Raw genomic sequence first — 22622 nt, 5'->3', positions numbered from 1 at the left:
TAGGTCGGTCCGGCACGTAGCAAAAAAAAAGGTGCGACGACCGGCTACTCCCACCACCGACCGCGCTCAGGGAAATGCAGGGTCGACCACCCAGTGACGGCCAGTGAGACGCGTCCCTCGTACCAGTTCCGTGCCGCTCCGTGAATGCGCACCTGCTCACCTTCCTCGACCCACGGGGCATTCGACTTCTCCCAGATCGTTACCTTCGTTTTCCCACTGTCGTCTGCGATCAGCCCAACTTGAGCGATGGCTGGCGAGTCACTATCCCACAGCGTCTCGACATGCCCTTCGATGCTTACCTCCTTGCGATTGACCTCCTCGAGCTTCCCAATCGGAACCACCTGTCCCGGCGCCGTCTCCAATTCCTCGAACACCTCGATGACCGCACTCATCAGGTCTTTTCCACCGGCTACGGCTTCACCCAGTCGCCGCCCAATCGCCGCTCGCGACCAACCCTCCACCTTCTCCGCCAGCCGCATCGACTGTGTGTTCACCGCCGCCAACTGCTCCTGCGAAAGTTCTGCACGAGGATCATCTCGCTCCGGGTCGGCCCATGGGTCCACGCTCGCGGCCCGCTTCTGGAATTCAGCACGCCGCTTAGCACTCCGCTTCGTCGCGATATCTCGCGTCCGTCTCTCCCGTCCTTCCTGCGTCCCCAATTCTGCTTTGGCACTGATGCGCTCCAGTTCGGCCTCCCGCGCTCGAATACGCTCTTCCTGTTCGAGCGTTGCGCCGTAGATCCGCTCATCACTGGTCTCAACCATCCCGTCCGGGTGGTTTGCATCCACTTTTGCCTGCGTCTCCATCTGCACCGTCGCCTGGAACGCCGGCGTCTCGTCGACGACCTCGAAGCCGTCCTCGTCGACCGCCGCTTCGTCCGCGTTCTCGAATGCCTGTTCATCGACCGAAACTACTTGACTGGTTACGTTCTTACTTGACATTGGTCTCACTAAGACCTGAAGGCGCTCACGCGCCCGACACCGCGATGCCCAAACATCGCGGTTCTTCGTACTACAACGACCGACAGACCCATCTACGCGCTCTCGCTCGCGCCTTCGCGAGCGCCCTGTGGGCGCGAGCGAGAGCGCTCAGAAGAGAGACGTTCAACCAGCACCGTGCGCCGACCCGCCCGGAGCGAGCGTCCAGCGGGATATGCCCGCTCGTGTCCGGCCCGATGCGCGGGACCGTGTCCAGGGCGACTGTCGCCGAGCACGCGCGCCGCTGTGTGGCGCGCGCCAGCGCAGGCGGCACCAAGCGCTGGAACGCGAAAGCCCGCGAGGGGCGCAACCGACGGGGGATACCCGCTGGCGTCGAAGGCACATACATTTTAGCCCGGAACGGGCGCTCGCGGTGCGGAGAGCGCCCGCACGCCCGGAATGGTCGGTCGCGAGCGATGCGGAGGTCCCGCGAACGGAGTGAGCGGGACGCCGGTGAGCTTGCTCACCGACAGGCGGAAGCGGCGAGCGGGGCGTGCCGTAACAAAGAACCTGTTCAACTGGGCTCGACGCTCAGTGACACAGCCGATATCCTGGTGGGCTCAGAAAGGGCGAGGGCGTCTCGGTCGTCCCCCGACCCCGCAAGCACCACAGGCACGAGGAGCGCAGCGTGGTCTTCGTGAGTGCAGCGAACGAGGGCCAGCGAGACTGCGTCTCGCGCGGTCGCGGGATGCCGAGCAGCCGAGGGCTTTCAGGCACGGTGTCTCAACTATCTGGTTCCGCGTTCAGCTCCTCAAGGAACCAGCCAGCCGTCGTGCCGATTCGAACGCCATCGAAATTGCGCATATCGAGACCGACCGTCGCTGTGCGAAACGGGTAGTGCTCAACGAGTACCCGGTGGATGACAGTTCGGACAGCATCCGCCCTATATCGATCGAGGACAGCAGCCATGCCCTCGTCGAAATGGGCGTCTTGGTGGTCTTCACGCGGCTCCCGGGCTCGTTCAAGGACGAGTTCGCAGACATCGTCGACCGACGCGTGGGCTGGATTTCCCGTCCGTTCACGAACGTCGTAGAGGGCGTCGGTATCGGTCATGAGTCGAACCTATCCACCGTCGACATCCTTAGGCGAGCCAGACGCAGTCGTCTCGAGACGGCGCTGACGGCGAATCCCCGCCAGAGCATCTTCGAGCGTCGCAAGGTCGTTAATCGCTGTGGCCTCACTCATAATATCATCGAGAAGCGCGGCTCGCTCAACAACGTCAGTATCACCCTGGGTTGTCTCGATCGAATCGATGACCACGGTCCGCTCCTCAGTCCAGCCACACGCCCAACAATTTCGGGCGACGATGATCTGCTCATCCTCGTCGCCGGCGAGCAGTGCATCCGCCACTGATGCTGAGAGCGGCTGATCCGGCCCTACTTCCATCGTGACGGGACCGCCACACGCCGGGCACTCCATAGCTCTTCAGACGGTTGCTACTGTTTTCAATATTTTGAGCCACCGTGAACGAATCACACGGTTCTCGAGAGGAGACAACTGCCGTCGCGACACCGGCATTGGTCAGGAAACGTGTTCGATAGTGAGTTCGGGGAGTGAGTGCACTGCTGGCTCGAACTCAGCGAACGATTTGTCGTTCGTGAGAATCGTCGGCTCGCGGTCACGATGCTCAAACGCCAGCACGAGGATTGGAACGTCTTTGGCCTGAATTCCACAGACTCGTGCAAGGGTTCGAACTGCAGGCGCAGATCGCTGTTCCCGCAGGAGCGACTCGCTCACATCGCGACTGGATGGCGCTTCGATGAGTCCCGTCATCCGCGTGAGTCTCGTCAGAAACCTTGTTTTGACGGCATCACGGTCTGCCGAGGAGAGACTCTGTGTGCGGTCAAATGCAGCTAGAGCCTCTTGGACCATGTACGCGTTAATCGCCGATGTCGTCTCACCGCGGTCGATGTCGGCCAGCAATTCAGCGGCTTGCTCGTTGGTTCGCAGCGTCCCGAAGACCCACAGATTCGTATCGAGGATCTTCACGCATCGGACCCGTACACCTGCTCGGACGTCTCCTCACGTGCGTCTTCGACGGCTCGCTCAAGGTCGCCCGCATCAACTTTCTCGCTGAGTGCCGCGAGCTCAGCGTCGATCTCACTATCGGACTCGCGGCTCTGTTCAGCTTGGGCGAGTAGCTGTTCGAGCCGAAGCGCAGCGATTGCCGTGTCATCGTTGAGGTCACGGAGGTGGGCGCGGCAGGCCTCCTTGATGAACTCGCTCTTGTTCGTGTAGACCCCCGTCTCATCGAGGAATCGCTCAATCTCGGTGTCAAGCTCAACTGGGAACTTGACACTGACGCTCGCGTATTTCATGGTAATACCATCGTGCTACTGGTCTATAAATGACGTGCTCAGACTGTACTCCGGTGGTAGAGAGGGGGAACAGCCGGCAGTACCTCTCATTCGACGAGATGTTCCTCGAGGTCGCGCGTCCAGTACGTTGCGAGTCCGCCAGGACTACAGCGGACACAGAGGTGTAGTGTCCCCTCGAGATGCCCGAGTTCCACGCGAAACCGCGTGAGCCGGGCGGGACCGGAGGTCCCGCTGGAAGCCGGCGCTTCGTGCCGACGACGCCGCGAGCGTATATCGGCGACGAGGCCACAGCTATCACAGGCGTGGTGATCTCGCTCATCGGGGTCGGCCCGGGCTTGGACGGCGCAGTCGACGCAGATCGGATGTGAAACCCGTTCATCTTTCCCCTAGGTGAAGGCGGCGCCACGCTCCGACCTGGGAAGCGCATCGCAGAACGCACATCCCGAAACGTCTGCTGCATCATTCGCCCTCCTCGTCGGCATCCTGGCCAGCCGACCAGCCACGATGGAAGACAGCAAGCTGTCGAATCGAGTCAAACGCCTTGCCACTCGGTTCGTGAACCAGTATTCGCTGCTCGGCGACTGCTGTCACGATACCGTCGTTGACAAGGTCACTGACGAGTCGTCGCGCGGTCGTCTCTTCGATGTCTGCCGTCGACACCCGGGCGACATCTCGGTCCTGTGCGACGAGTTCGGTTTCAAATCGCTCGTGATCGTCTGCAGTGTCGTCGAGTATACGTGGGCCAGTCATAGGATTCATGCGTGGGCACGCTCGGAGACGCGCCTCGCGCGTTCCGGCGCCGACAAACGCTCCCGTCGCCGGCATGCACTGACACTGCGAATCCACCCCAATTGTCTAATCTGGGGAGGTCCATGCTTCACGTAATGGAGAACTCGCGGACACCAATCAACTCCAGTCAGACAGCCGCGCTTGATTACCTCAAGCAGTATCTCGATGCGGCAGAGGATGACGAGAGCCTTACTCGAGAGGATGCCGTCGCCCATCTCCAGGGACAGAATGTCGAACAGGCCGACGCGCAAGCACACGTCGAACAACTGCTGTTGAAGGGCTATCTCTACGAAGTTGAAGACGAACTGCGGATTCCATCGCGTTCTTGACGACGGATACTGTCTCCATTTGTCGGTGTCGCTGACGACAGCCAGAGCAATGCAATGGCAGAAGCAGTGATGAGGAGTAGGATCCACGTGTCACGTCGTCGTGACTGCTGGTTCATGTTCTGAAGACAGGAATACAGTGGATGCTCCCTGCGTTCCCTCATCCCTCTTGGAGGATACACTCAACTGCGAATCGTTTCGTGAGTGGTTACTAGTCTTCTGATATATCATTTAGAGACTCTTCTCGTTTGATGGCCCTCGGCCCGAGAGAGCCAGCGGCGTTTGCATAGTGCATATTGGGGGGTTTCTTTGGACAATTTTGGCAATATGCATCGGCCAATGAATACCTCAGATAAGATTATAGGCCCGTCGGGCAGATTTGAGCCAATGATAATGTGCTCGACGAAAATTGCAATTTGCCCCAGAACACAAAATGTGCGCGACGAGTGGTTGAAACCCAGATTTTCGCGGTTTTCAGTAGATACGAGCAGGTGAATAGAGTTCACGCTGCTCATCTGATCTTCCGTCGATAACTCGAATAGCCCTATAGGACACACCGAATGCCGCGATATCGAGGGTTTTAGCGGCTGAAATGTGCCCGACGGGATTTCTAGTCGGATGCTTAGCCTGTCTTGACATAATCCATACGATAGTAGATATATCCGCGTTCGTCAGAATTGCTCGGTGGGACCAGCGGCGTGTTCATCCACTTGGTTGTACATCTCATCCGGGAAGGGGAGACTCCCCCAGATCGAGTAGGGACACTGGTCCTTCCCGATACAGTAGCGCTGCATATCGTCGTTGTCACAGTTCATTGGGAGCGGCGTATTCCCGTCGATCGTATTCGTGAATTCATAGCGAATTTGGTAGTCCGTGACCTGCTCGTCGTACCATGGCCAGCGCGAGAAGACGTCTTTGAGGTCCGCGACGATTTCGTCAAGGTTGCTGTTCTGATATTGCGGCAACCACATCACCATCCGAGCGAAGTTGTAGAGGTCCTTCCGGACGGGTTTCTTCTCGTGAAGGCGTTCCTCCATGTTTGCCATGCAGGGCAACTCAAACAGGTCCTCGATAGCGTCGACATCGATTTGCGTCGATCCGCTGCCTGGGTGGCCAATGCGATACTGATTGACGCGCCCATCCCGCTTGATGGTGACCGCCGAATGTGACTGATGGTTTGCAAGCGTCTTCGCTAGGCTACTCGGGCTCGAAATCCAGTCCGTAATCGAGGCCTCCCAGTTGTTTTCTGTATCGTACGCTGTGACTGCACTGTAGAGTTCTTTCGCCGTATGGAACTCATCTTGCTGGACGACATCGTCGGCTGACTCGTTGATCGCCCGCCGTAGGACACGAATCGTTCGTTCGCCTTGATCCCAGTTTCGCCAAATACGTTCGTGGTGTCCTGCTTCCATGAAACGGTTGATCCGATCAGTGATTGCTGACTCGTTCGTCGTCAACCACACCTGCTGGTCTTCGGAGAGGCCGTCCTCTTGGACGCGAAGAAGCTTCTTGAATGCCCTCTCCGCATAGGCGTGATACTTCTCATCGAAGTCACCGGCAGGAACGTACAGCCGGTTATCCTTTACTCGCGTCAGGATCTCTCTGTCATCCTCCGTTCCTGCATCACGTCTGTCCGCGTCGTAGACGAGACAGTTCCGGGAGGCAGCAACCATCGGGATTTCGAGGTACAACCCACCTCCGAACTCAGGCATCTCCGTAATGCCTGTACAGACACGACCGGGGTGGGGACTCTCCCCGCTGGTGTCCTTCGCGTACAGCACCTCAGCGATATCTTGCTGGAGGGTGGCATCGCCGAATTCTCGGAGGAGTGACGCAAGATTGTTGACGTACAGCTCTCGAATGTTGTAGAGGATTTGGATCTTCCGCGGTGGGGCGTGCTCGAATTTCGGGTGTGCCTTGACGCAGATGGCAGTTAGTGTGGCGAGCACGGCGAGCGTCCCTGGCTCGTCGACGAAGGGCTCGTCAGCGGCGTTGGTCCGGACGTCCTCTTTGAACGCGGCCGTTCCGAACCGTTCGAGATCGTTCAACAGATCGTCGGGCTGGTCTTCGCCGTCGACGATGTAACGGTTGTAGCCACGCGTAAACAGCTGGTTGATGCGTGTCGACCCATACTCGAGTGGGAGGGCAGCAACTTGGTAAGCGGTGCGCTCGTCGTCAACTGGGGTAGGAGTACTCATGAGTCGATGAATTCAGGTGTCGCCGTCCGAATATCGAAGTTCGGGCTGTCGATTGGCTGGACGATACTGCAGACGTCAGCGTGTAATGAGTAGGGGAGCCGGGCGACCCGACGACGGTCTGCGGTCACCACCGGATCAATTGGAATGCCATAGGTATCCAACAAGAGGTCGTTCAGCACCTCACGACTCTTGGTGTCGTACCGATGGGCCAAGTCGGTGTCAAGCAGGTAGACGTGGACTCCCTGTCCGCTGTACATCACCATCGTCTCCTCAGCGTCGAAATCATCCTCGAAAATATCTCGGACCTCGAACCCGTACTCGATAGCACGGTCGACGTCCTCGAATGCGTAGGGATATCCGGTTGGTGACGCTGCTCGAATTCCGGCTGCATCGAGGAAATCCTCGGTATCTCGATTATCGACGTCGTCCGCTACCGTTCGTTCTGCCCGCTTCCGAGCAATCGTTTTCGCGTCGATATCCACGAGGAGTATCCACGGGCGCTCCCAGTGATCAAGCGCGTAGTAGACGGCGTCGGGGCACGGATCGGGCTTATCGAGAAGAGCAGGGTCAGCGAGCGCGAACGTACTTCGTTCAAGAGGGTCATTCCGGGCCGGGTGGCGAATGAACTCCACGATGTCCTCGAACTCATCGAATTCGCAGTGAGTATGTTCACCCGATGCGTTCGTCTGTCGTGTATCCCGGCGAATGAAGTCCTTTGCAGGGACCTCATTTTTCCGCACGGGATGAGACTCTCGAAACGCGAGGGCGTACTGTTTCGGGCCAGCCGGTGTGATGAACGATGGCATCTGATTGACGTACGAGGGAAACTCGTCGGCGTAGTAGGCGTAGATTTCCTCGCGAGTAGCCTGTCGCCACGTCATGAATTGAATTCTCCATCAAGGGTATGGAAACCCCGAAGCGTCGTTAGGCCCGCTGCATCGAAGCTCTCGACTGCATCTCGGATATCTGCGAACGATCGGGCTGCACGCCCGCTCACGCTGCTTTCGATCCGGTCGGCCTCAGCAAGTCGGTCGAGAACCTCTACTGCTGTCTCTCGCTTGTTGAACGCCCAGACAGCGCTCGCATCAACATCGCTTAGCTTGTCGTAGTCCTCAACTGGGGCGTGTCTATTGTTGCTCGGTAGTTCCGCTTCACCGACCCACACCAACTCGCTATCAGCGTTGAAGGCAGCGACGTCAAAGACCGTCTCCTCGTCGTATTCGTAGTAGGTCGCGACGCGTGCAACACCATCCTGATCCTGGAGCCATCGTTTGAGGAGTTTGACACCGACTTTGTGCGGGGTTTTCTCTCCAATGTCCCCCTGCCCCGGCCCGACCGCAAGCTTTTGACCGAGTAATTCGCGCCCTGCAGGGAGCACAGTGTAGTACTTCCGTCGGCAGGCCGGTGCTTCTTCCAGTAGATTCTGATCGATGAGCCGCTGAACATCCACGTCATCGAATTGCTCTCTGAACGAGGTCATCGTGTCCAAGAGCGTGTACTCCGGGGAATCACCGTTCATCACATCGAGGACGCAGTTCAGGAACCGAATATCGTCGCGGCTGAGCCCACGCCGTCTGAGTTCTTCATCCGGAACAGTTACTCCACCCGCTTCCACCGGAGTTGACCCATTCTCGGTTTGTACTGACGAGTCTGTCTCGCTCATCAACTCTGTATCTTGATCTGCTGTGGTTTCACTTCCAAACGGTCGATCGGTGGCGTCAGAACCCGTCGTTTCGTCCCCTGGGTGAGACTGTGCGTCTGTGGACATCTGTCCAAGGAACGATGATTGCGTCGAATCGTGGGAATCGGTTTGTTCTGTCAACGTGGCTGTCGTGTCTGTGGATTCACTTCCCCAGCTCTCCTCTTCGGATGAGGCTGTTGTGTCCTGGCTGTTGGTGAGCCCATACTGGGTCTGTGTTCGCTCTGACAGTCGTGGGAGGGCCACGGTCTCGAAGTGGTCCTCCTGCTCGACAGAAAGCGGCTCGTCGCTTTCTGGATGCCCCGGTGCGATCGGCAGTGGCTTCACCGAGAACGGGGCTGGGCCCGTCTCTCCGAACGAGGGACTCGGGAGTTGCGCAATCCATTCTCCACTGGGGAGCGTGTTGATCCGATTGCGGAGGTCAGTCGGGCTCAAGTCTTCGTGGGCCAACGACTCAGCGAGGTCGCGCTCGATGGAAATATTCCCGATGAGCTTCGTCTTGATATTGTTGAGGACTTCGTCGTAGGCGCGTTCGCTTCGATTCCGAACCTGCCCGGGGAACTGCATCACCAGCCCCATACTTAGACCGAACGACCGACCTTGGGGAAGCAACTGCTCGGAAACGAGTTTCGTTGCGGCGATGGGTGCCGCCTCCTCAATGATGAGGTTGGTGAGCTTCTCGTAGTCCGTTTGCCCGTCACGTCGACGCACCTGCACCGCATCCCAGAGGTTACTCAAGAGCAGAAGTGTGATGGCCCGCTGGGCTTCCGGACGGAGATCACCGAGATCGAACAGAATTGTGATGTCTTCGTCGAGGAACTCGCGGAAGTCGAATCGGTTGTCGACGTACTCTCCGGCATCGTCCTGTTCCGGAACGTGACTGAAGATCCGTCGCAAGTGCGCGTCTTCTCTGAGTTTATCGAGGCGGTTGCCGACCGCGTCCATCGACACCTGGAACTGGTGGTCGTCCTTCGCGAAATGACGCGTGAGCGACTCCTCGACGTTTGTATTGTCTGCCGAAACCGGTGGGATGGTTCGCTCACGTTGCATCTGAAGTGCCGCCGCGAAGAGGTCGTCGAGCCCAAAGACGTCGTTCCCGTACTCCTCATCGAAGAGCGCCTTGATGAGGTAGCTGAGGATTTCGTTGGCGACGAACGCTTGTCCGTACATCTCGCGTCCCATCACCATTCCCATGATATCGTGGAAATGGTCGACCTTATCCTGAATCGCGTCTTCGCGGTTCCGCCCTGCTTCAAGCGCAGGCCGAATATCGAAGAAAGAGAACGCAGGGAGCGTCTCTGGGACGCGGAACTGATAGACGTCGTCCAACCCACTGAAGTGCTCGTAGTGGCAGCGAAGGTAGTTCGCGCACATCCCATCGCCTTTCCGATCGACGATGACGACAGGTCCGCCCGTTGTCTCTCGAAGGGACAGCGCATCGTTGATGATCGCCTTCGATTTCCCGCCGCCGGTCGATGCAAACCGGCCGTAGTGCGTCGTCAGGAGATTTGGCGGAATCCGGATCGGGTTCGGTTGGGGTGCTCCGTTCTCATCGAGTGCATACCCGATCGCCATCCCTTGTTGGAACTGTTGAACAAGGTCTGGATTCGGCCACGGAAGCGGGTTCCGGCTCTGCTGTTCAGCGCGAGTCCCACGTGTTCCTTCTACTGTGAGCTGCTCAGACGATGGGACCAGCACGAAGTTCGCGAGTTCCGCCCCACCGAGGACGAAATCCGGTCGGGTCTTGCCTCGACCGACCGCAATTTCTCGATCAAGTAGCTGCCGAAGAGCCGACCGAGCGTTCTTCTCCTTCGTTGTTTCTCGAAAGCCCTCAGCACGGAGTCGTTCGCCCGTGACTTCGTAATAGGGACCGTCTATCGGGTCGAACACAGGGCGAAGGGAGTCCATCTGAGCTGCAAGCTCGTCGCGGGATGCACTATCAACTGGAACGCCCACTGCTCGGATGTTTGCGGTAAACGACCGGTTGTGGTTCTTCGCGTCGATGTATTCGATCCGCTTTGCGACTGATTCGGGGAGCTGTCTCTCCTCGCGTCCGTTCTGTCGCTCTTCGACCGCGAAGAATGAGCCAATGAATTCTTGGATGAAGGTATCCCGTCCATCGAGAAGGTCCTCTCTGCGAACTTCAGCGTCGGCCTGCCAGGGTGCCCGCCGTTCGAACACAACTTGGAATGCCACAGGCGACGCTGTCTCCATCAGATAGTCGACGAGTGAGGCCAACGCCGCGCCGGGCTGGTCGACAGCAGTCACTGCGTCGTCGTCATCACCGGATGCAAAGGGCGTCAGCGACGTCATCCAGTCCTTCTTCCGGGTCGCTGAACCGGACCAGCGCACGCCAACTGGCGAGACGGCGTCGGTGGTTGGTCGAGCGAGTATCGTTCCCTCCGTCGTCTCGGTTGGCTTTTCGAGTGTCGTCAGTGGTTCCTCTTCGGGAACTGCACTCGGTGGTGCGAGTTCAAGTGCGGTGTTCCCTGTCTCGATGAGATGATTCGTGGCTCTCTGGACCGTTGCATCGTCGTTAGAGAGGGGGGAGGTTTCCGACGTTTCTGTCTGGTCCTCACCGTCGAGATCGTGCTGCTCCTCGGGACCAAATTCGTACTGTAGTTGCCCTGTTTCGTAGTGGTCGATGAACTCCGATCGTGTGAACTCGACTGGCTGGATGAGCCGTGAGGCGACGTCGACGTCAACGCGTTCGATATCGAACGTCTCGGGATAGATCGAACGGAGACGCTTCTCGAAAGTGTCGAGGTTCTCGTCGACGCCGTAGTAGAACTCGACTGGCTCGTCCGGTCCATCGCTCAGGGCAAGGAACTCGAACCGGGGCGGTGTTTCACTGTGGAACGGGTTCAGCTTCTCTGTGAGGCTTTCCGTTCCCGTATTCGTGAGCTTGTGAAGACTGGCGAGAACACGCGAGATTCCCGCGGAGTCGAGCTGTTCGGACGTCGGCGTGACGCGGAGATACTCACGCATCCTCATCCACCTCCATCTGACCACCATCAGGTTTCGCAGTGACCGCCTGTGACTCTCCGCTTGCGGCCTGCTGTTCTAGCTCCTCACGGAACTGCTGCACGTCAGTAGTAACGGCCTCCTCGTCAGCACCGGGCAGTGTTTCTCGTGTCTGCTCAGCCGGGTCGAAATCGATAACTTGCTTTTCCTTGGACATTGCCTGCACCTTGATCCCGCGCCACTCGCCGTCGACACCGACGAGCGCCTCGGAGAACCCGGCGTCCTCGTTGCCGGGCACCGCGTCCTGTACGTAGCGCATCTGTGCGTGATTCAGACCGAACTCCTCGGCCCATTCCTCGTCCATCCCATCCAGGCGATGGAACTGCTTGACGGCACACTGGTCAAGAATGGCCTCGGACTCAGCGTGCTCGAAGAACTCATCGACCGTCTGGGTGACGAGTCGGATCGAGAGGTCGTGGTGACGGTGGTGCCGGAACACCGTTTCGAGGAACGCTAGACTCGCGGCGTCCTGCATGATGTACCGCGCCTCGTCGATAACGAACACGACTTCCTTGTCTGTCTCTTTCGCTCGTTCGTATACGAGCGAGATGAGCAACTGCATCGTCAGCGCTGTACTACTGTCGACGCTGCCCTCCTGCTGGGCGAGATCGAGATAGATGACCTTCTCGTCGCGGATGTCGAACTCCGAGGACTTCCCGAGGTTGGCGTGGCGACCCTCTTCCTCGAAGGGGCGTAGTTGATCCAGAAGCCACGTCGCGTCCTCACGGATCTTCCCAGCCTCCTCGTCGGACCGGACGACGAACTCCTCCGGTTCGTCGACCATGTCCTCGAAGACGTCCATCATCTCCCGAATCGTCGGGCTTGGGTTACTGTGCGTCGATATATCATCGGAGATACTATTACGCATGTAGGCGCGTTTGAGTCCGAGTTCGAGTGTCGTCCGACGATCCCCGAGCGAGATACCGCGCAGTGCGAAGAAGTTCGTCAGGAAGCTCATCGCGTCGTCGAGTTTCTCGTTGAACGGACTCGCATCCTCACCCATCGCCCGCTGGACGTGGTCGGGTGTCTGGCGAATCTCCAGAGGATTCAGGCCGAGCGTCCCACCGACGGTGATACGTTTCGCATCGAGTGCTTCGGAGACACCCGCCCAGTTGTTGAGCGGTTCAAGAATAATGCCGATGCGATCCTTGCTCTGTTCGATCGAGCGGATGAAATTCTGTTTCGAGCCGAACGATTTCCCGGAGCCAGTATCGCCGACGGTGAACATTGCGTACCCGCTGTCACGGGCAAACGGGTCGATGACGACGGGACTCTGATTGTCCTTGTGGATACCGAACTCGACCCCACCCTCTTCGAGGATTGTCGCGTTGTGCGGTGACGAGAGGAGTGCACCGATAGCACCACCGAGGGCGATCGACTCGCGGCCAAATTCGTTATCTCCGATCGGCGCTGCCGATTGCAGCGCGAGGTCCTGCCGACAGATCGCGGTTTTCGGTGTGAGGTTCGCCGGGTCATCGCGGAGCGCACTCTTGACCTTCTGGACTGAGTCCCTGAGGTCGTCCTTGTCGTCGGCGCGAACCGTGATGAACATCCCTTGATCGAAGACGTTCGCGCCGCTCTCGACGGCCTTGTAGGTCGCAGCCGCTTCGTTCGCTCGCTCCTGGAGATACGCACTCCGGACGCTCTGTTCAAGATCGGCGTCGACCTGAAGGTCGTTAGCGATGTCCTGCAGTTCGTTCCGCGCCCGTTGCTGGTTCTTCGGTGTGATGTGTGCTGTGAGGTCGAACTCGACGTCGGTCAACTCGAAGAGGTCGCTCAGGTAGCCGTCGTTCGGGTAGTCGGCATAGTCAGCAATGTACAGCGTCGTCGTCCACTGCTCGCCGACGTGAGCTGCTCGTGTCTCCCACTCGATGGCTGCCGGCGCAATCACTGTCTTATGGGATTCGGAGATGTCGTCGAGGAGTTGGCCCTCTACGTGACCCTCTTTGAGCGTCTTCTCGTCGAGGACATCTGAGAAATCGACTTCCGGTTCGTCGTCGTCGGTGTACCGGCCCCAGAGGTGTTTGCCACCGGTCACGAGGGTAACAACCAGTATGGCGTAAATCGCCGCACCTTCGGGCGACGTCGGGTTCAGAAGCCACTCTGTGAGTTGGCCGAGGATACCGCCACTCGCTTGCAGGATGACGTTACGCACTGACCTCATCCTCCCGGCGTGAGCGACCGACGATCGGTTGCTCGCGAACAGCGTGCTCAGCCTCCTCGGCGTCGTGCTCTCGTCCGTTCCAGAAGTCCATGTTCAGGACGAACAGTTCGACCGTACTGAGCCGACGAGCGGACCACCCGGACGCTTGCTGGATGAACTCGGCGCGGACGTCGTTGACGCGACTGTCGAGTTTCTCGAACATCTGTGCCCGACGTTCGACATCCGTCAGGTCCTCACGCCGCGTCACGAACGGGTTGAACAGGAACCCGATAACGGGGAACTGCGTCAGTTTCTCGGCAGGTGTCCCTTCGTCTCGGAATCGATCGTAGACCTCTAGCGGCGAGACTTCGACACCGAGATAGTATCGCACCTGCTGGATACCTCGATCACGCATCTCTTTGGGGCGGGTCTCACGGTACTCCTCGAGGAGTTCCCGGAAGATCAGGTTCTGCGTGACGTCTTCGTCGTTGAGTCGCTCTTCTATCGTCTCGGTGATCTGTTCTACTGGGAATGACCGAGTTGTCGCATGGAGCTTGAGCTTCGAGTCGAGTTCCTTGTTGGCGAACTCTTCGCCCGCTTCCTGGAGCTGCGCCCAGTCTTCGGACATCGCGAAGTCCATGTTCCCCGGGTCGATTTCGATGAACGCTTCCATTGTGCCATCTTCTCGTTGGACCGCTCCAGCACCGGGCCACGCTCGCTTGACGTTCGTGAGGTCCTGCGTTCGCTCGTCCGGTTTGAACGGCGTGTAGTTCGCGAGCCCGCCCTCATTTCGCTCTGTCTCGTTCGTGTTCTCGTTTGCCTCCTCTGGGGCACTAAACGTAATCTGCGGACGTTTGGCGTACCGATAGATGCTCTTCGTCCAGGTCCACGCATTGAGGTGGTTGGGAGAGACGTAGATGACAGCAACGCCAAACCCGAATCCGCCCACGACAAACGGAAGGGCAAGTGATTCAATCCCCGTGAGGCCTGCGATGAACAGGCCGATAATCGGGAAGGCGATGAGTAGGCCGACGTCTCCCTCCTCAATATTGAGGTACGGGATGCGACTCTCTTCGCCGAACTGGTCCATGATGCGTCGTGCGGCTGCGTCTTGATCTATCGACATTGTTAGTGGATTCCGGGGTCGTTCTCAGTCCGCCGGTACGACGGCGTGCTATTCTCTCCGTCACCAGTCTCTGCTCGTGCTGCGGCCTTCTGAGCGAGAGCGTGACCAGCAGCAGCTTTTGGTCCCCACCGTGCCGCAGTCGTCGCGACGCCGGCACCACCGACGGACGCGCCTGCTGCGACGCCACCGATGAGTGCCGCTCCTTTCGTCGCTCCTCCCATGACCTTGGCGGTCAGCGGCGTCGCGTATCTGAACGTCTTCCAAGTTACGTAGAGAGCAATTAGCGGAAGTGATGCTGCGACCAGATATTTGAGGAATCTCGTTCCTGGAGTCAGCGTTTCCCCAGCGTAAATCAGGTCATAGCCTTTGAGGATTATCGCGGCAGGTAGTGGGAGAACTGTGAGTGGGACAAACCGCTTACTGAATCCTAGAGCGATATCAGAGACTACTGGAATATTCCCATAGGCGAGAGCGAAGGCAACGGGCATTCCATACAAGTACACATAGATGAGAATCTTCCGGATGTAGAATAGTGCCTCCAATACCCACATCGAAATACCACCAACAAGGGCAAACAACAGTGCCAATCCGGGATTTGTAATTGACACCTCTAAATATCCAAGCATAGCCTCTGTGACCGAGGAGAGCTCTGGCATCAGTGCAATAGTGAACCCATCGACGAGGTAGAGGGCCAGAGACCCAACCCAGTACCAAGTTATGATAAGGAAGGCACCGACCCATGCAGTTTTCTTCGTTTTTCGGGCCTCGTAGGCACTTCCGATATTGAAGATTCGAATCGTGTGCCGCCCTTGAACACTCATCACGAGGAGTAGAAGAGAGATGAGCATAATCTCTCCACCGACAAGAGCATCTTGAATTGCTGGCCAAGGTGCGTTCGTCGGATCTCCGAAGACAAATGCTCCGTCCGTGTTTGGAGTAGGTGTCCCGAACATCGCCTCTGTCAATGTCTCGTACCCCGATCTGAGCCCGTCCATGAACAGACCGGTAAACCAATCGACGACGGCTTTGGCACCTTCCAGTACGACGTCAATCAGATCAACCATAGTCAGGACTCCGTGATTGTAACCTCGCAATTAGTCATGTCGTTGGAACCAGTGTATTGGGCTTCGTAGGTTTTCGAGACCTGATCGCCACTAACCTGTGTTCTAACAGATACAGTGAATTGGCCGTTATTGCCATCTGGTGAGCAGCCCATTCCGTCCGCTGTTTCTGTCCCAAACGGGAACGAGCTACTGAACAAGTCGATCGTCTCACCAGGCGGAATTACCACTCGTTCAGTCTCATACAGCCCACCTTCCCTAGGATTCTCAATTGGATTGGGGACGTCCCCAGTAAATTGTAGCTCCACGATAGCATCTGGACCACTGCCTGTGTTCTCCACTGTAACAAATGCCTCTCCGTTCTTTTTCCTATCAGTCTGACTCTCTCCATAGACCTCATCCCAAGGTTTGTCTGGGTTATTTCGATACAGCCCGATCTCCCGAATCTCGATCTGTGGCCTGATTTCCTCGATACTCTCTGCGACTGTCTCCTCGCCTTTCAGTGCGACCACGCGGTACTCACCAAGCTCGTATGCGGTTCCGATCTTGAACGAGACCTGCTGGGCCCCTGCAGCCACGTCACGCGTTCCGAACAGCTCTTCGTTCGGCTGGATGAGGTTGACTTGGTCGACATCGGCTTCTGCCAAGAGCTCGACGACGAGTATCGTCCCTTCGACGGTGACTCGATTGAGCGGCCCCTCGCTGTCTGAGGCGGTTGTCCCGTTACCGGGTGTTCCGGAGCTTCCACCGCTATTCAGACAGCCAGCCACGCTTACGAGCGTCGCACCTGCCACTGTTCGGAGGGCGTTTCTACGACTGATGTGTGGATTGTTTCTGGTCATGGGTTTCGTTGGAAGACGTCTGCTGGACCGAGCATTCGGAGGAGACGGCGCCCCGCGTAGAACATCACGAAGAAAGGGATGAACTGCCAGCCGACCTCGAAGACGAACGCGAACCAGCCGTCGATGGATCCGAGTGGATGCCACCGGGCAGTCGCCGTGTCACTCACGTAGGCCGGGTTGTGTCCGAGCCACGATCCTGGATGATAGCGGGCCGTGTAGATGCCGGGTTCAGTGACCGTTACGATGGCGACGCCAGAGGCGTTGGTCTCAACTTTCTGATCGGCGATGGTGATGGAGCCGTTACGGGCGCTTCCACCGATTAGATACCGGCGAGTATCGTCATTGAGGATGATCGGTGCACCAGTCTCGTTGTCGCGTAGTTCGATTCGGAGCGTCGCCTGCGACTGGTTCTGCTGAAGAACCTCTACCGTCAGGTTGCTACGCCGGAGCTGTCGTTCAGACCCGGCGTCGGGCTTGACGATAGATGCATTCACGCCGCGAACGATGCCGGCGACGTGAAGCGCCTCTCTGTCGACGTTCTCAGCACGGACAGCGACACCGTACGTCGTCTCGTAGGACTGGTTGACGACCTCGATGGTGACGTTCTCTCCGATGGTCCTCTTCGGCGAGGGACGTTCTGTTCCCCACGTGTCGATTATCTCCGGGCCGTCTCGAATAGGTTCAGCACGCGGTCCGATTCGGGATGGATACGCGTGAACGGACACGGGGATTGCATCGGACGCGACTTCGACACTGTCGGTCTGATTCGATCTGACGAGCGTATCCCAGTTGGTGTTGCGAGCGGTGTAGAACCGCCAGACACCACGCACACTCGCGTTCCCCTCGTCGGTAAGGGTGTATCCTTGCCACGGCCGAGACTGGAAGATGGCGACGCCAGCGTCGCCGTTGGGATACTCAGCGTAGTAGGGGTACGCAGAGAGGTCGTAAATCTCGACGTCAATCGAGTCAGAGACGTTTCGTGTCTCCTCACGGTAGACGACGTCGACATCAGTTCCGTTGATTCCGTCAGTCTCTATCCTCTTCTTCAACCGGACGTCGATCTCTGCTTCAAGCGTGAGGGTTGCACTCCAGTCGTCGTCGATCCGATAGTCGATTGCTGGTGTGTGCGACCCCCCCGTCCTCGCAATAGTCTCTCCATCTTTCTGCAGTCGAACCTCTTTGATCTCGTGCTCTGCCAACGACCACTCGACAGTTCGATTATCGGAAGAACTCCCGTTTGGAAGACGGACGCGGTAATCGACGAACCCACGCATCGTCCCATTTGGTGCGATGTAGAGTGGCGTGTCACCGGATTCGAGATGGCCTCGAGTCGACGGTTGAATCGCGAACACAGTCGCATGGGCGTCCTCGATGAAGACTCCGTTTTTGAGCGACGCATGGGGCGGATGCACGGACGTATCTGCATCTCCGGCTTCGAGATCCTCGAAATCGTTCCGAGTCCACGTCGCGGCAGTCGCCGGCGGCCGCTTGAACGTGATATCGCTGCCGTTTGCGAGCTGGTGAATGGCCGTTCGCTCGTTACCGTAGCGTTGGCGGTACTCCTCTTGACTCGTGTAGTTATCCGTATCGCGAGACCACAGCGTCGCGGATTCGTTCTCAGAGAGCCCATTGTCTTCCGTCCCCGGTCGTGGTGGGGTAGCTGTGACGAGGCCTGTAGCGAGGCTCGTCACGAATAGGGCGGCAATGAGCACGGAGAGGTCTCGTTGGTTCATGGGCTCGTGGTGGGAGTGTAAAGTCGCTTACCAGGGAGTGAGATTAACGCAGTCAGCCAGTGGAAGACTCATCATCGATCCGGCGACCGTGTACAGCGGGCCGAGGACGAGGAGGATGACGGCAGACTTCATCGCCGAGCGCTTGTGGCGCTTGAGCCCTTTCTTCTGCTCCGAATTGAGGGTGAACATCTCGATGAGGGAATCGGCCTGCCAGACTACAGCGAGTCCGACGATACCGAGTCCCGTAGTTAACTGGAAGAATCCCTCAATCATACTCGGGAGCTTGTCGGCACTACAGACCGCGCTTGTCTGCGCCGCAGCGGGGTGGACAGCAAACAGGCTCACCAGTGCAAGGGTGAGAAGAGCCTGTCTATAACTGGTGCTCGTTAGTAGGTAATGATTGTCAGTACGATTCTCAGACGTCTGGGATGGAGTACTGTCCTGTGACATAGCAAGTTGGTCGTGCTCCGCATATATGGCGAGTGCCGCACGATCGCCGGAATGATTGGTCTCAGTAGTGGTTTCGACATCCGTGTACTCCCGCGTGTGGACTTGTGTGAGAAGGTCACGGTGATTCTCTGAATCAGCAGCGCGACCCGTCATCTCCTCACCGAGCAGACGGCGATAAAGGGCGGATGCGCTGCTGTGGCCGCTCCACTCGAAGTACGGATCATCGTTCCCGTTGATGGTGGCTGACCGAGTTCTCATTCCTGCGGGTGGGTATGCACCGGCTGAGCTGCGGTACATGTGGATAGCATATTCTGCGGGTAATAAGTAAGTTCTGTATATAGAGAGTGTATAATTGGGTGATGTATGTGATAGTTCCGACTGAAATGTCACGGTGTATGATTAACCAACGGTACGGGAGGATTTCGGCTGATTGTTGGTTAAGATAGAGCAATCAGTCGGCCCTGCGACTTCAACTCAGAATCAAGCGACATCGAGTGTACGATGGTTTTGGTGGTACCACCGAGAAGTCGCTCAGTAGTGCTTGCAGTCGTTGCGGAGGTGTTGCTGAACCGTTTTCTCCTCGAACTCGAATAACTCTGAGAGACGAAGAGACTGACAACAGCCTTAGCAGCCCCGATCAGCAAGTGAACAGTTGATCGGGGAGCTATTGTCACATAGCAATGTAACCTTTTCCGCAGAAGAATACAGAAGATGGTAAGTTTCATAGCGGAAAGCGAAGACAGGGGAATGTATGTCCCTCGATCCCACCAACGCCGAGGAAGGCCACTACCTGATCCAGCGTCTGTCAGACTACAATCCGTGGTGGGAACAAGGAGCCGGTGCCGCAGCGACTGACGAGTTTGTCTCCCTCCGGAGCGACTTCTACGGGCTCCACAAGTCGATCATAACAGATGAAAACCACGTCTTTGGTATTGCAGGCCCGGACGGGATCGGTAAAACCGATCTACTGCGACAGCTTATCTCTGCCCTTATCGACCCGGATTTCGTCGAGAAGTTCTATCGCCACCCTGGCTTCCGGGACAAGGCCCACGAGGCAGTCGTCCCGCCTGAACACATCCTATATATCCCTCTCTCGGCAACGCCGCTTATCCAAATCCAGGCGCCGGCCCAGCTCCGCGCCGCCATTGACCACTTTGAGACGCACTATTGCCACAGTGGCTCGGAGACTACCCCCAGCTACATCATTCTCGACGATCTTGGTGCGATTACTCCGGGCAATGGACGTGGCCAGCGAGTGGATTGGGCAACCACACTCGCGGATCTAGTGACGGATAATTCGACCCGACGGTTCGTGCTGACGGCTGTCTCCGACTCACAGCTCAAGCCACCCTTGGCTACGGCGGACCTGACGTCAACCGATGCTGACGAGCTGGCAACGGTTTCGAGTATGCTGCCGATGAAGTTCACCGATTTCGCCCGTTTCCGGTTTCGGGAACTCGAGACGACCGCATCCGATAACCGATTTAGCGCATCGAAAGCCCGAGCTGCATTCGCCGAGGCGGTATCGACAGGCAATGCAACGCAACTAGCAAACAGGCTGAACACCGAAGTCGAGAACGCAGTCGTTTCCGGAACCGACCTCCGCAGAGAACTCTCGAATTATCTCACGATCGGCGGGTTCGTGGGATTGCGGCTGGCAGCCGCTGGCGTCCTGACGGGAGATCAGCTCGCCCCTGTCCTCCGTGGTCGCGGTGAACTCGACATCAACGCCGTCCAACAGCGGGCCCTGACCGCGTTTCGCCACATGCTCCGTGAACGGGGACCGGAACTCGGTGCCGTGGAGGAACCGGCAGGACTTGAGCGGCTTTGTGCACTCGTCGCTGCGGAGCATCCGAGTACGTCCGTCCAGTTCACGACGCTCACCGACCTGTTCGATATCGATCGCCGAACGTTACGGCGGAAGTACTTCGGTGTCCTCTCGAAACTGTATGCCCTCGCTCCGTCACCCGAATACGACAACCTTCGCCCACGGTCAGTTCGCGTTTATCTCCGAGATCCAGGGATCGCAAACGCATTCATGAACCGCGATCTCAATGGAGTGCTCGGCGCGGACGCCGATGTCGAGGCGGCGCTCTCGAAGTCGGTGCTCTTCGACCACACGGTTAGGCTCTCATACCTGCTGAACGATGCGCATGACCCGAAACGTGGGGTGGTTAAGTTCTGGAACGGGTCCGTGGGTGAGATTGACTTCATTCCGAAGTTCAACGGGCGCCCTGTACCGATGTACTGGGCTCGACAGCGAAATGTTTCCAACCTCATCGACCAGCGAAACCAGCCTGGTGGATTCGCCGCACTCCTCGAGTTCCTCAACTCAGATGCATCAGCGTCGGAGCGCGATTCTCTCGATACAGCGCGCTACGAAACTATGACCGAGACGGACATACGCAAACGTCGAGACTACGTAACTAACGATTATCACGGAACGCTTGACGGAGATGAGGTTTACGACGGAGAACCACCGTTCGGTGTCATGCTTACGACTGATCACGGGGACTCAACAGCCCCGGTGACCGTCCACGAGTCAGACGGGGCTGCGCGGCCGATCGTCCGTATCCCGCAGTGGGTGTACCTAAGATTGGTATAATCCGCCACACAGCTTTCCTGGATTCTGTTCTCGCTCCAGTAGATTGTTTAATAACCGGAACCTTATTTTAACCGACGTGAATACCCTGTTAGTGTATGAGTTCAGGGGATTATTCGTTCAGGAGTCTTAAAGAGCAACTCGGGACGCTCCGGCGGGATCCAGAGACTACTGCCGAGTGGGTCAAAAATGCAGCCACGAATGAGGAGGTTCTTGACGAGATCTTGATCAAGGAACAGTTGGACGTAAAACACGAATCGACTCGCCAGCTTGGGGAAGTCCGTCGGGCAGTACTGGGGAATCTGGAAATCCCCGACAGGTATAAGCAACTCGTTACTGACCGGCAGGAACTCGCCAAAATCCGCGTCCCCGACCGTGTCGAGCGGAACGCCCGAGCCGCCCTTGAGATGGGAAAACCGCTCGTCCTTTATGGCCCAACTGGGACGGGCAAGACGTACTTCGCCCGGCAGCTCGCTGATGACCTCTACGACTGGGATGAGGTGCATACCGCGACGCCCTCCTGGACTCCCTCAGACATCATCGGCGGTATCCAGCCCGCAGAGGAGGAGAACGGATTCGCCTACCGAAAACAACCCGGTATCGTCTCGAAGGCCGTCATCGATGCTCGTGAGTTCGGTATCGAATGGGGACTTATCCTCGACGAAATCACCCGTGCCGACATTTCTCAGGTGTTCGGGCCGCTCTACACGGCTATCGAAAATTCCGAACAAACCATCTATCAGGACGACAAGCACAATGTGCAGCTTGATAGTAATGTACATATAATCTGTACGATGAATATGTCTGACCGGACGGTCAACGAGCTGGACGACGCGATCACCCGCCGGTTCGCTATGGTCGGGCTGGACGAGTACGATCGGGCAGCCCGTGATGACCTGTTCAGCGAGTGGGTCGACGAGCACGTTCCTGCGATAGTCCCCTACGATCATGAGACGCTCGTGTCCCTGTTCCACGCCGACTACGACGGCCTCAATGAAGGAACTACAATCGATGACGATGAGCCGATTTCACGGTTCGGCCCGATGCACTACAAGGACATCGCCGAATTCCTCGGCAGCGCCTGCGGCTCTGGTGGGCAGTACGAGGACGAGGAGCTCATGGATGAAGCCGTCGGGCAAGCATTTGCGACGTACACGCTGCCGCGGCTACTGAACACAGCGACTCTGCCGCAGATGCGCCAGCTCGAAACGCATTACGAGGTGCTGAGCAATGATGAGGAGTTCATTCGCTTCGATCTGACGCCAGCGATCGAACTCGTCAAGCGTGAAATCACTGCAGAGGGGCGGCAGATGAACCGGACGGTCTTCGAATAG

The 22622-nt window shown here is 57.7% G+C and carries 18 protein-coding genes and 1 pseudogene; 3 read left to right on the top strand and 16 right to left on the bottom strand.

What is annotated here, in order from left to right; genetic code table 11:
* Window positions 1-44: 44 nt before the first annotated feature.
* The 7 genes and pseudogenes from NDI76_RS19690 to NDI76_RS19660 form a co-directional block, all read right to left on the bottom strand.
* Window positions 45-941, bottom strand: a complete 897-nt coding sequence (locus NDI76_RS19690; RefSeq protein ID WP_310925882.1) for a DNA-binding protein — start codon at window positions 939-941, stop codon at window positions 45-47.
* Between the two features lie 759 nt (window positions 942-1700).
* On the bottom strand, window positions 1701-2030 hold the full coding sequence (locus tag NDI76_RS19685) for a DUF8158 family protein (RefSeq protein ID WP_310925881.1): 330 nt from the start codon (window positions 2028-2030) through the stop codon (window positions 1701-1703).
* 9 nt (window positions 2031-2039) lie between these two features.
* The gene (locus tag NDI76_RS19680; protein ID WP_310925880.1) at window positions 2040-2396 is read right to left on the bottom strand and encodes a DUF8105 family protein; all 357 of its coding nucleotides are present in this window, start codon (window positions 2394-2396) and stop codon (window positions 2040-2042) included.
* Between the two features lie 102 nt (window positions 2397-2498).
* Window positions 2499-2966, bottom strand: coding sequence for a hypothetical protein (locus NDI76_RS19675; RefSeq protein ID WP_310925879.1), 468 nt, complete (start codon window positions 2964-2966; stop codon window positions 2499-2501).
* A complete protein-coding gene (locus NDI76_RS19670; protein ID WP_310925878.1) occupies window positions 2963-3295 on the bottom strand; it encodes a ribbon-helix-helix domain-containing protein in 333 nt (110 codons plus the stop codon). The genes NDI76_RS19675 and NDI76_RS19670 overlap by 4 nt, the downstream gene beginning before the upstream one ends.
* A gap of 86 nt (window positions 3296-3381) precedes the next feature.
* Window positions 3382-3755: pseudogene (locus NDI76_RS19665) on the bottom strand (DUF7558 family protein).
* Window positions 3755-4045 carry a DUF8069 family protein gene (locus NDI76_RS19660; RefSeq protein ID WP_310926103.1) on the bottom strand — a complete coding sequence of 97 codons (291 nt, stop codon included), beginning with the start codon at window positions 4043-4045 and terminating at the stop codon, window positions 3755-3757. The pseudogene NDI76_RS19665 and the gene NDI76_RS19660 overlap by 1 nt, the downstream one beginning before the upstream one ends.
* Window positions 4046-4179: 134 nt before the next feature.
* Here NDI76_RS19660 and NDI76_RS19655 point away from each other — a divergent pair, with 134 nt between their 5' ends.
* Window positions 4180-4413, top strand: coding sequence for a hypothetical protein (locus NDI76_RS19655; RefSeq protein WP_310925877.1), 234 nt, complete (start codon window positions 4180-4182; stop codon window positions 4411-4413).
* Window positions 4414-5081: 668 nt separating this feature from the next.
* Here the strand turns inward: NDI76_RS19655 and NDI76_RS19650 are convergent.
* Genes NDI76_RS19650 through NDI76_RS19610 form a run of 9 tightly spaced genes read right to left on the bottom strand, consistent with a single transcriptional unit; the run spans window position 5082 to window position 18686 of the window.
* Entirely contained in the window at window positions 5082-6608 is a 1527-nt protein-coding gene (locus NDI76_RS19650) for a primase-associated protein (RefSeq protein WP_310925876.1), read from the bottom strand.
* A complete protein-coding gene (locus NDI76_RS19645; RefSeq protein ID WP_310925875.1) occupies window positions 6605-7489 on the bottom strand; it encodes a bifunctional DNA primase/polymerase in 885 nt (294 codons plus the stop codon). The genes NDI76_RS19650 and NDI76_RS19645 overlap by 4 nt, the downstream gene beginning before the upstream one ends.
* Window positions 7486-11295 carry an ATP-binding protein gene (locus NDI76_RS19640; protein WP_310925874.1) on the bottom strand — a complete coding sequence of 1270 codons (3810 nt, stop codon included), beginning with the start codon at window positions 11293-11295 and terminating at the stop codon, window positions 7486-7488. Before NDI76_RS19640 ends, NDI76_RS19645 begins: the two co-directional genes overlap by 4 nt.
* On the bottom strand, window positions 11288-13495 hold the full coding sequence (locus NDI76_RS19635) for a VirB4 family type IV secretion system protein (protein WP_310925873.1): 2208 nt from the start codon (window positions 13493-13495) through the stop codon (window positions 11288-11290). Before NDI76_RS19635 ends, NDI76_RS19640 begins: the two co-directional genes overlap by 8 nt.
* Window positions 13479-14600 carry a TraC-like domain-containing protein gene (locus NDI76_RS19630; protein ID WP_310925872.1) on the bottom strand — a complete coding sequence of 374 codons (1122 nt, stop codon included), beginning with the start codon at window positions 14598-14600 and terminating at the stop codon, window positions 13479-13481. Before NDI76_RS19630 ends, NDI76_RS19635 begins: the two co-directional genes overlap by 17 nt.
* Before the next feature lie 2 nt (window positions 14601-14602).
* Window positions 14603-15664 carry a TrbL/VirB6 family protein gene (locus NDI76_RS19625; protein WP_310925871.1) on the bottom strand — a complete coding sequence of 354 codons (1062 nt, stop codon included), beginning with the start codon at window positions 15662-15664 and terminating at the stop codon, window positions 14603-14605.
* 2 nt (window positions 15665-15666) lie between these two features.
* Window positions 15667-16503 carry a hypothetical protein gene (locus NDI76_RS19620; protein ID WP_310925869.1) on the bottom strand — a complete coding sequence of 279 codons (837 nt, stop codon included), beginning with the start codon at window positions 16501-16503 and terminating at the stop codon, window positions 15667-15669.
* Window positions 16500-18236, bottom strand: coding sequence for a DUF8186 domain-containing protein (locus NDI76_RS19615; RefSeq protein ID WP_310925868.1), 1737 nt, complete (start codon window positions 18234-18236; stop codon window positions 16500-16502). The genes NDI76_RS19620 and NDI76_RS19615 overlap by 4 nt, the downstream gene beginning before the upstream one ends.
* Before the next feature lie 27 nt (window positions 18237-18263).
* A complete protein-coding gene (locus tag NDI76_RS19610) occupies window positions 18264-18686 on the bottom strand; it encodes a DUF7985 family protein (protein ID WP_310926102.1) in 423 nt (140 codons plus the stop codon).
* Between the two features lie 751 nt (window positions 18687-19437).
* On the opposite strand from NDI76_RS19610, the gene NDI76_RS19605 reads away from it, so the two are divergent.
* Window positions 19438-21291, top strand: coding sequence for a DUF4143 domain-containing protein (locus NDI76_RS19605; protein ID WP_310925867.1), 1854 nt, complete (start codon window positions 19438-19440; stop codon window positions 21289-21291).
* Between the two features lie 95 nt (window positions 21292-21386).
* The gene (locus NDI76_RS19600) at window positions 21387-22622 is read left to right on the top strand and encodes an AAA family ATPase (protein WP_310925866.1); all 1236 of its coding nucleotides are present in this window, start codon (window positions 21387-21389) and stop codon (window positions 22620-22622) included.

Source organism: Halogeometricum sp. S1BR25-6 (assembly GCF_031624495.1).
In the GTDB taxonomy this organism is placed as follows: domain Archaea; phylum Halobacteriota; class Halobacteria; order Halobacteriales; family Haloferacaceae; genus Halogeometricum; species Halogeometricum salsisoli.
The sequence above is the reverse complement of the archived record's forward strand: the minus strand, read 5'-3'. Positions and strand labels throughout refer to the sequence as shown.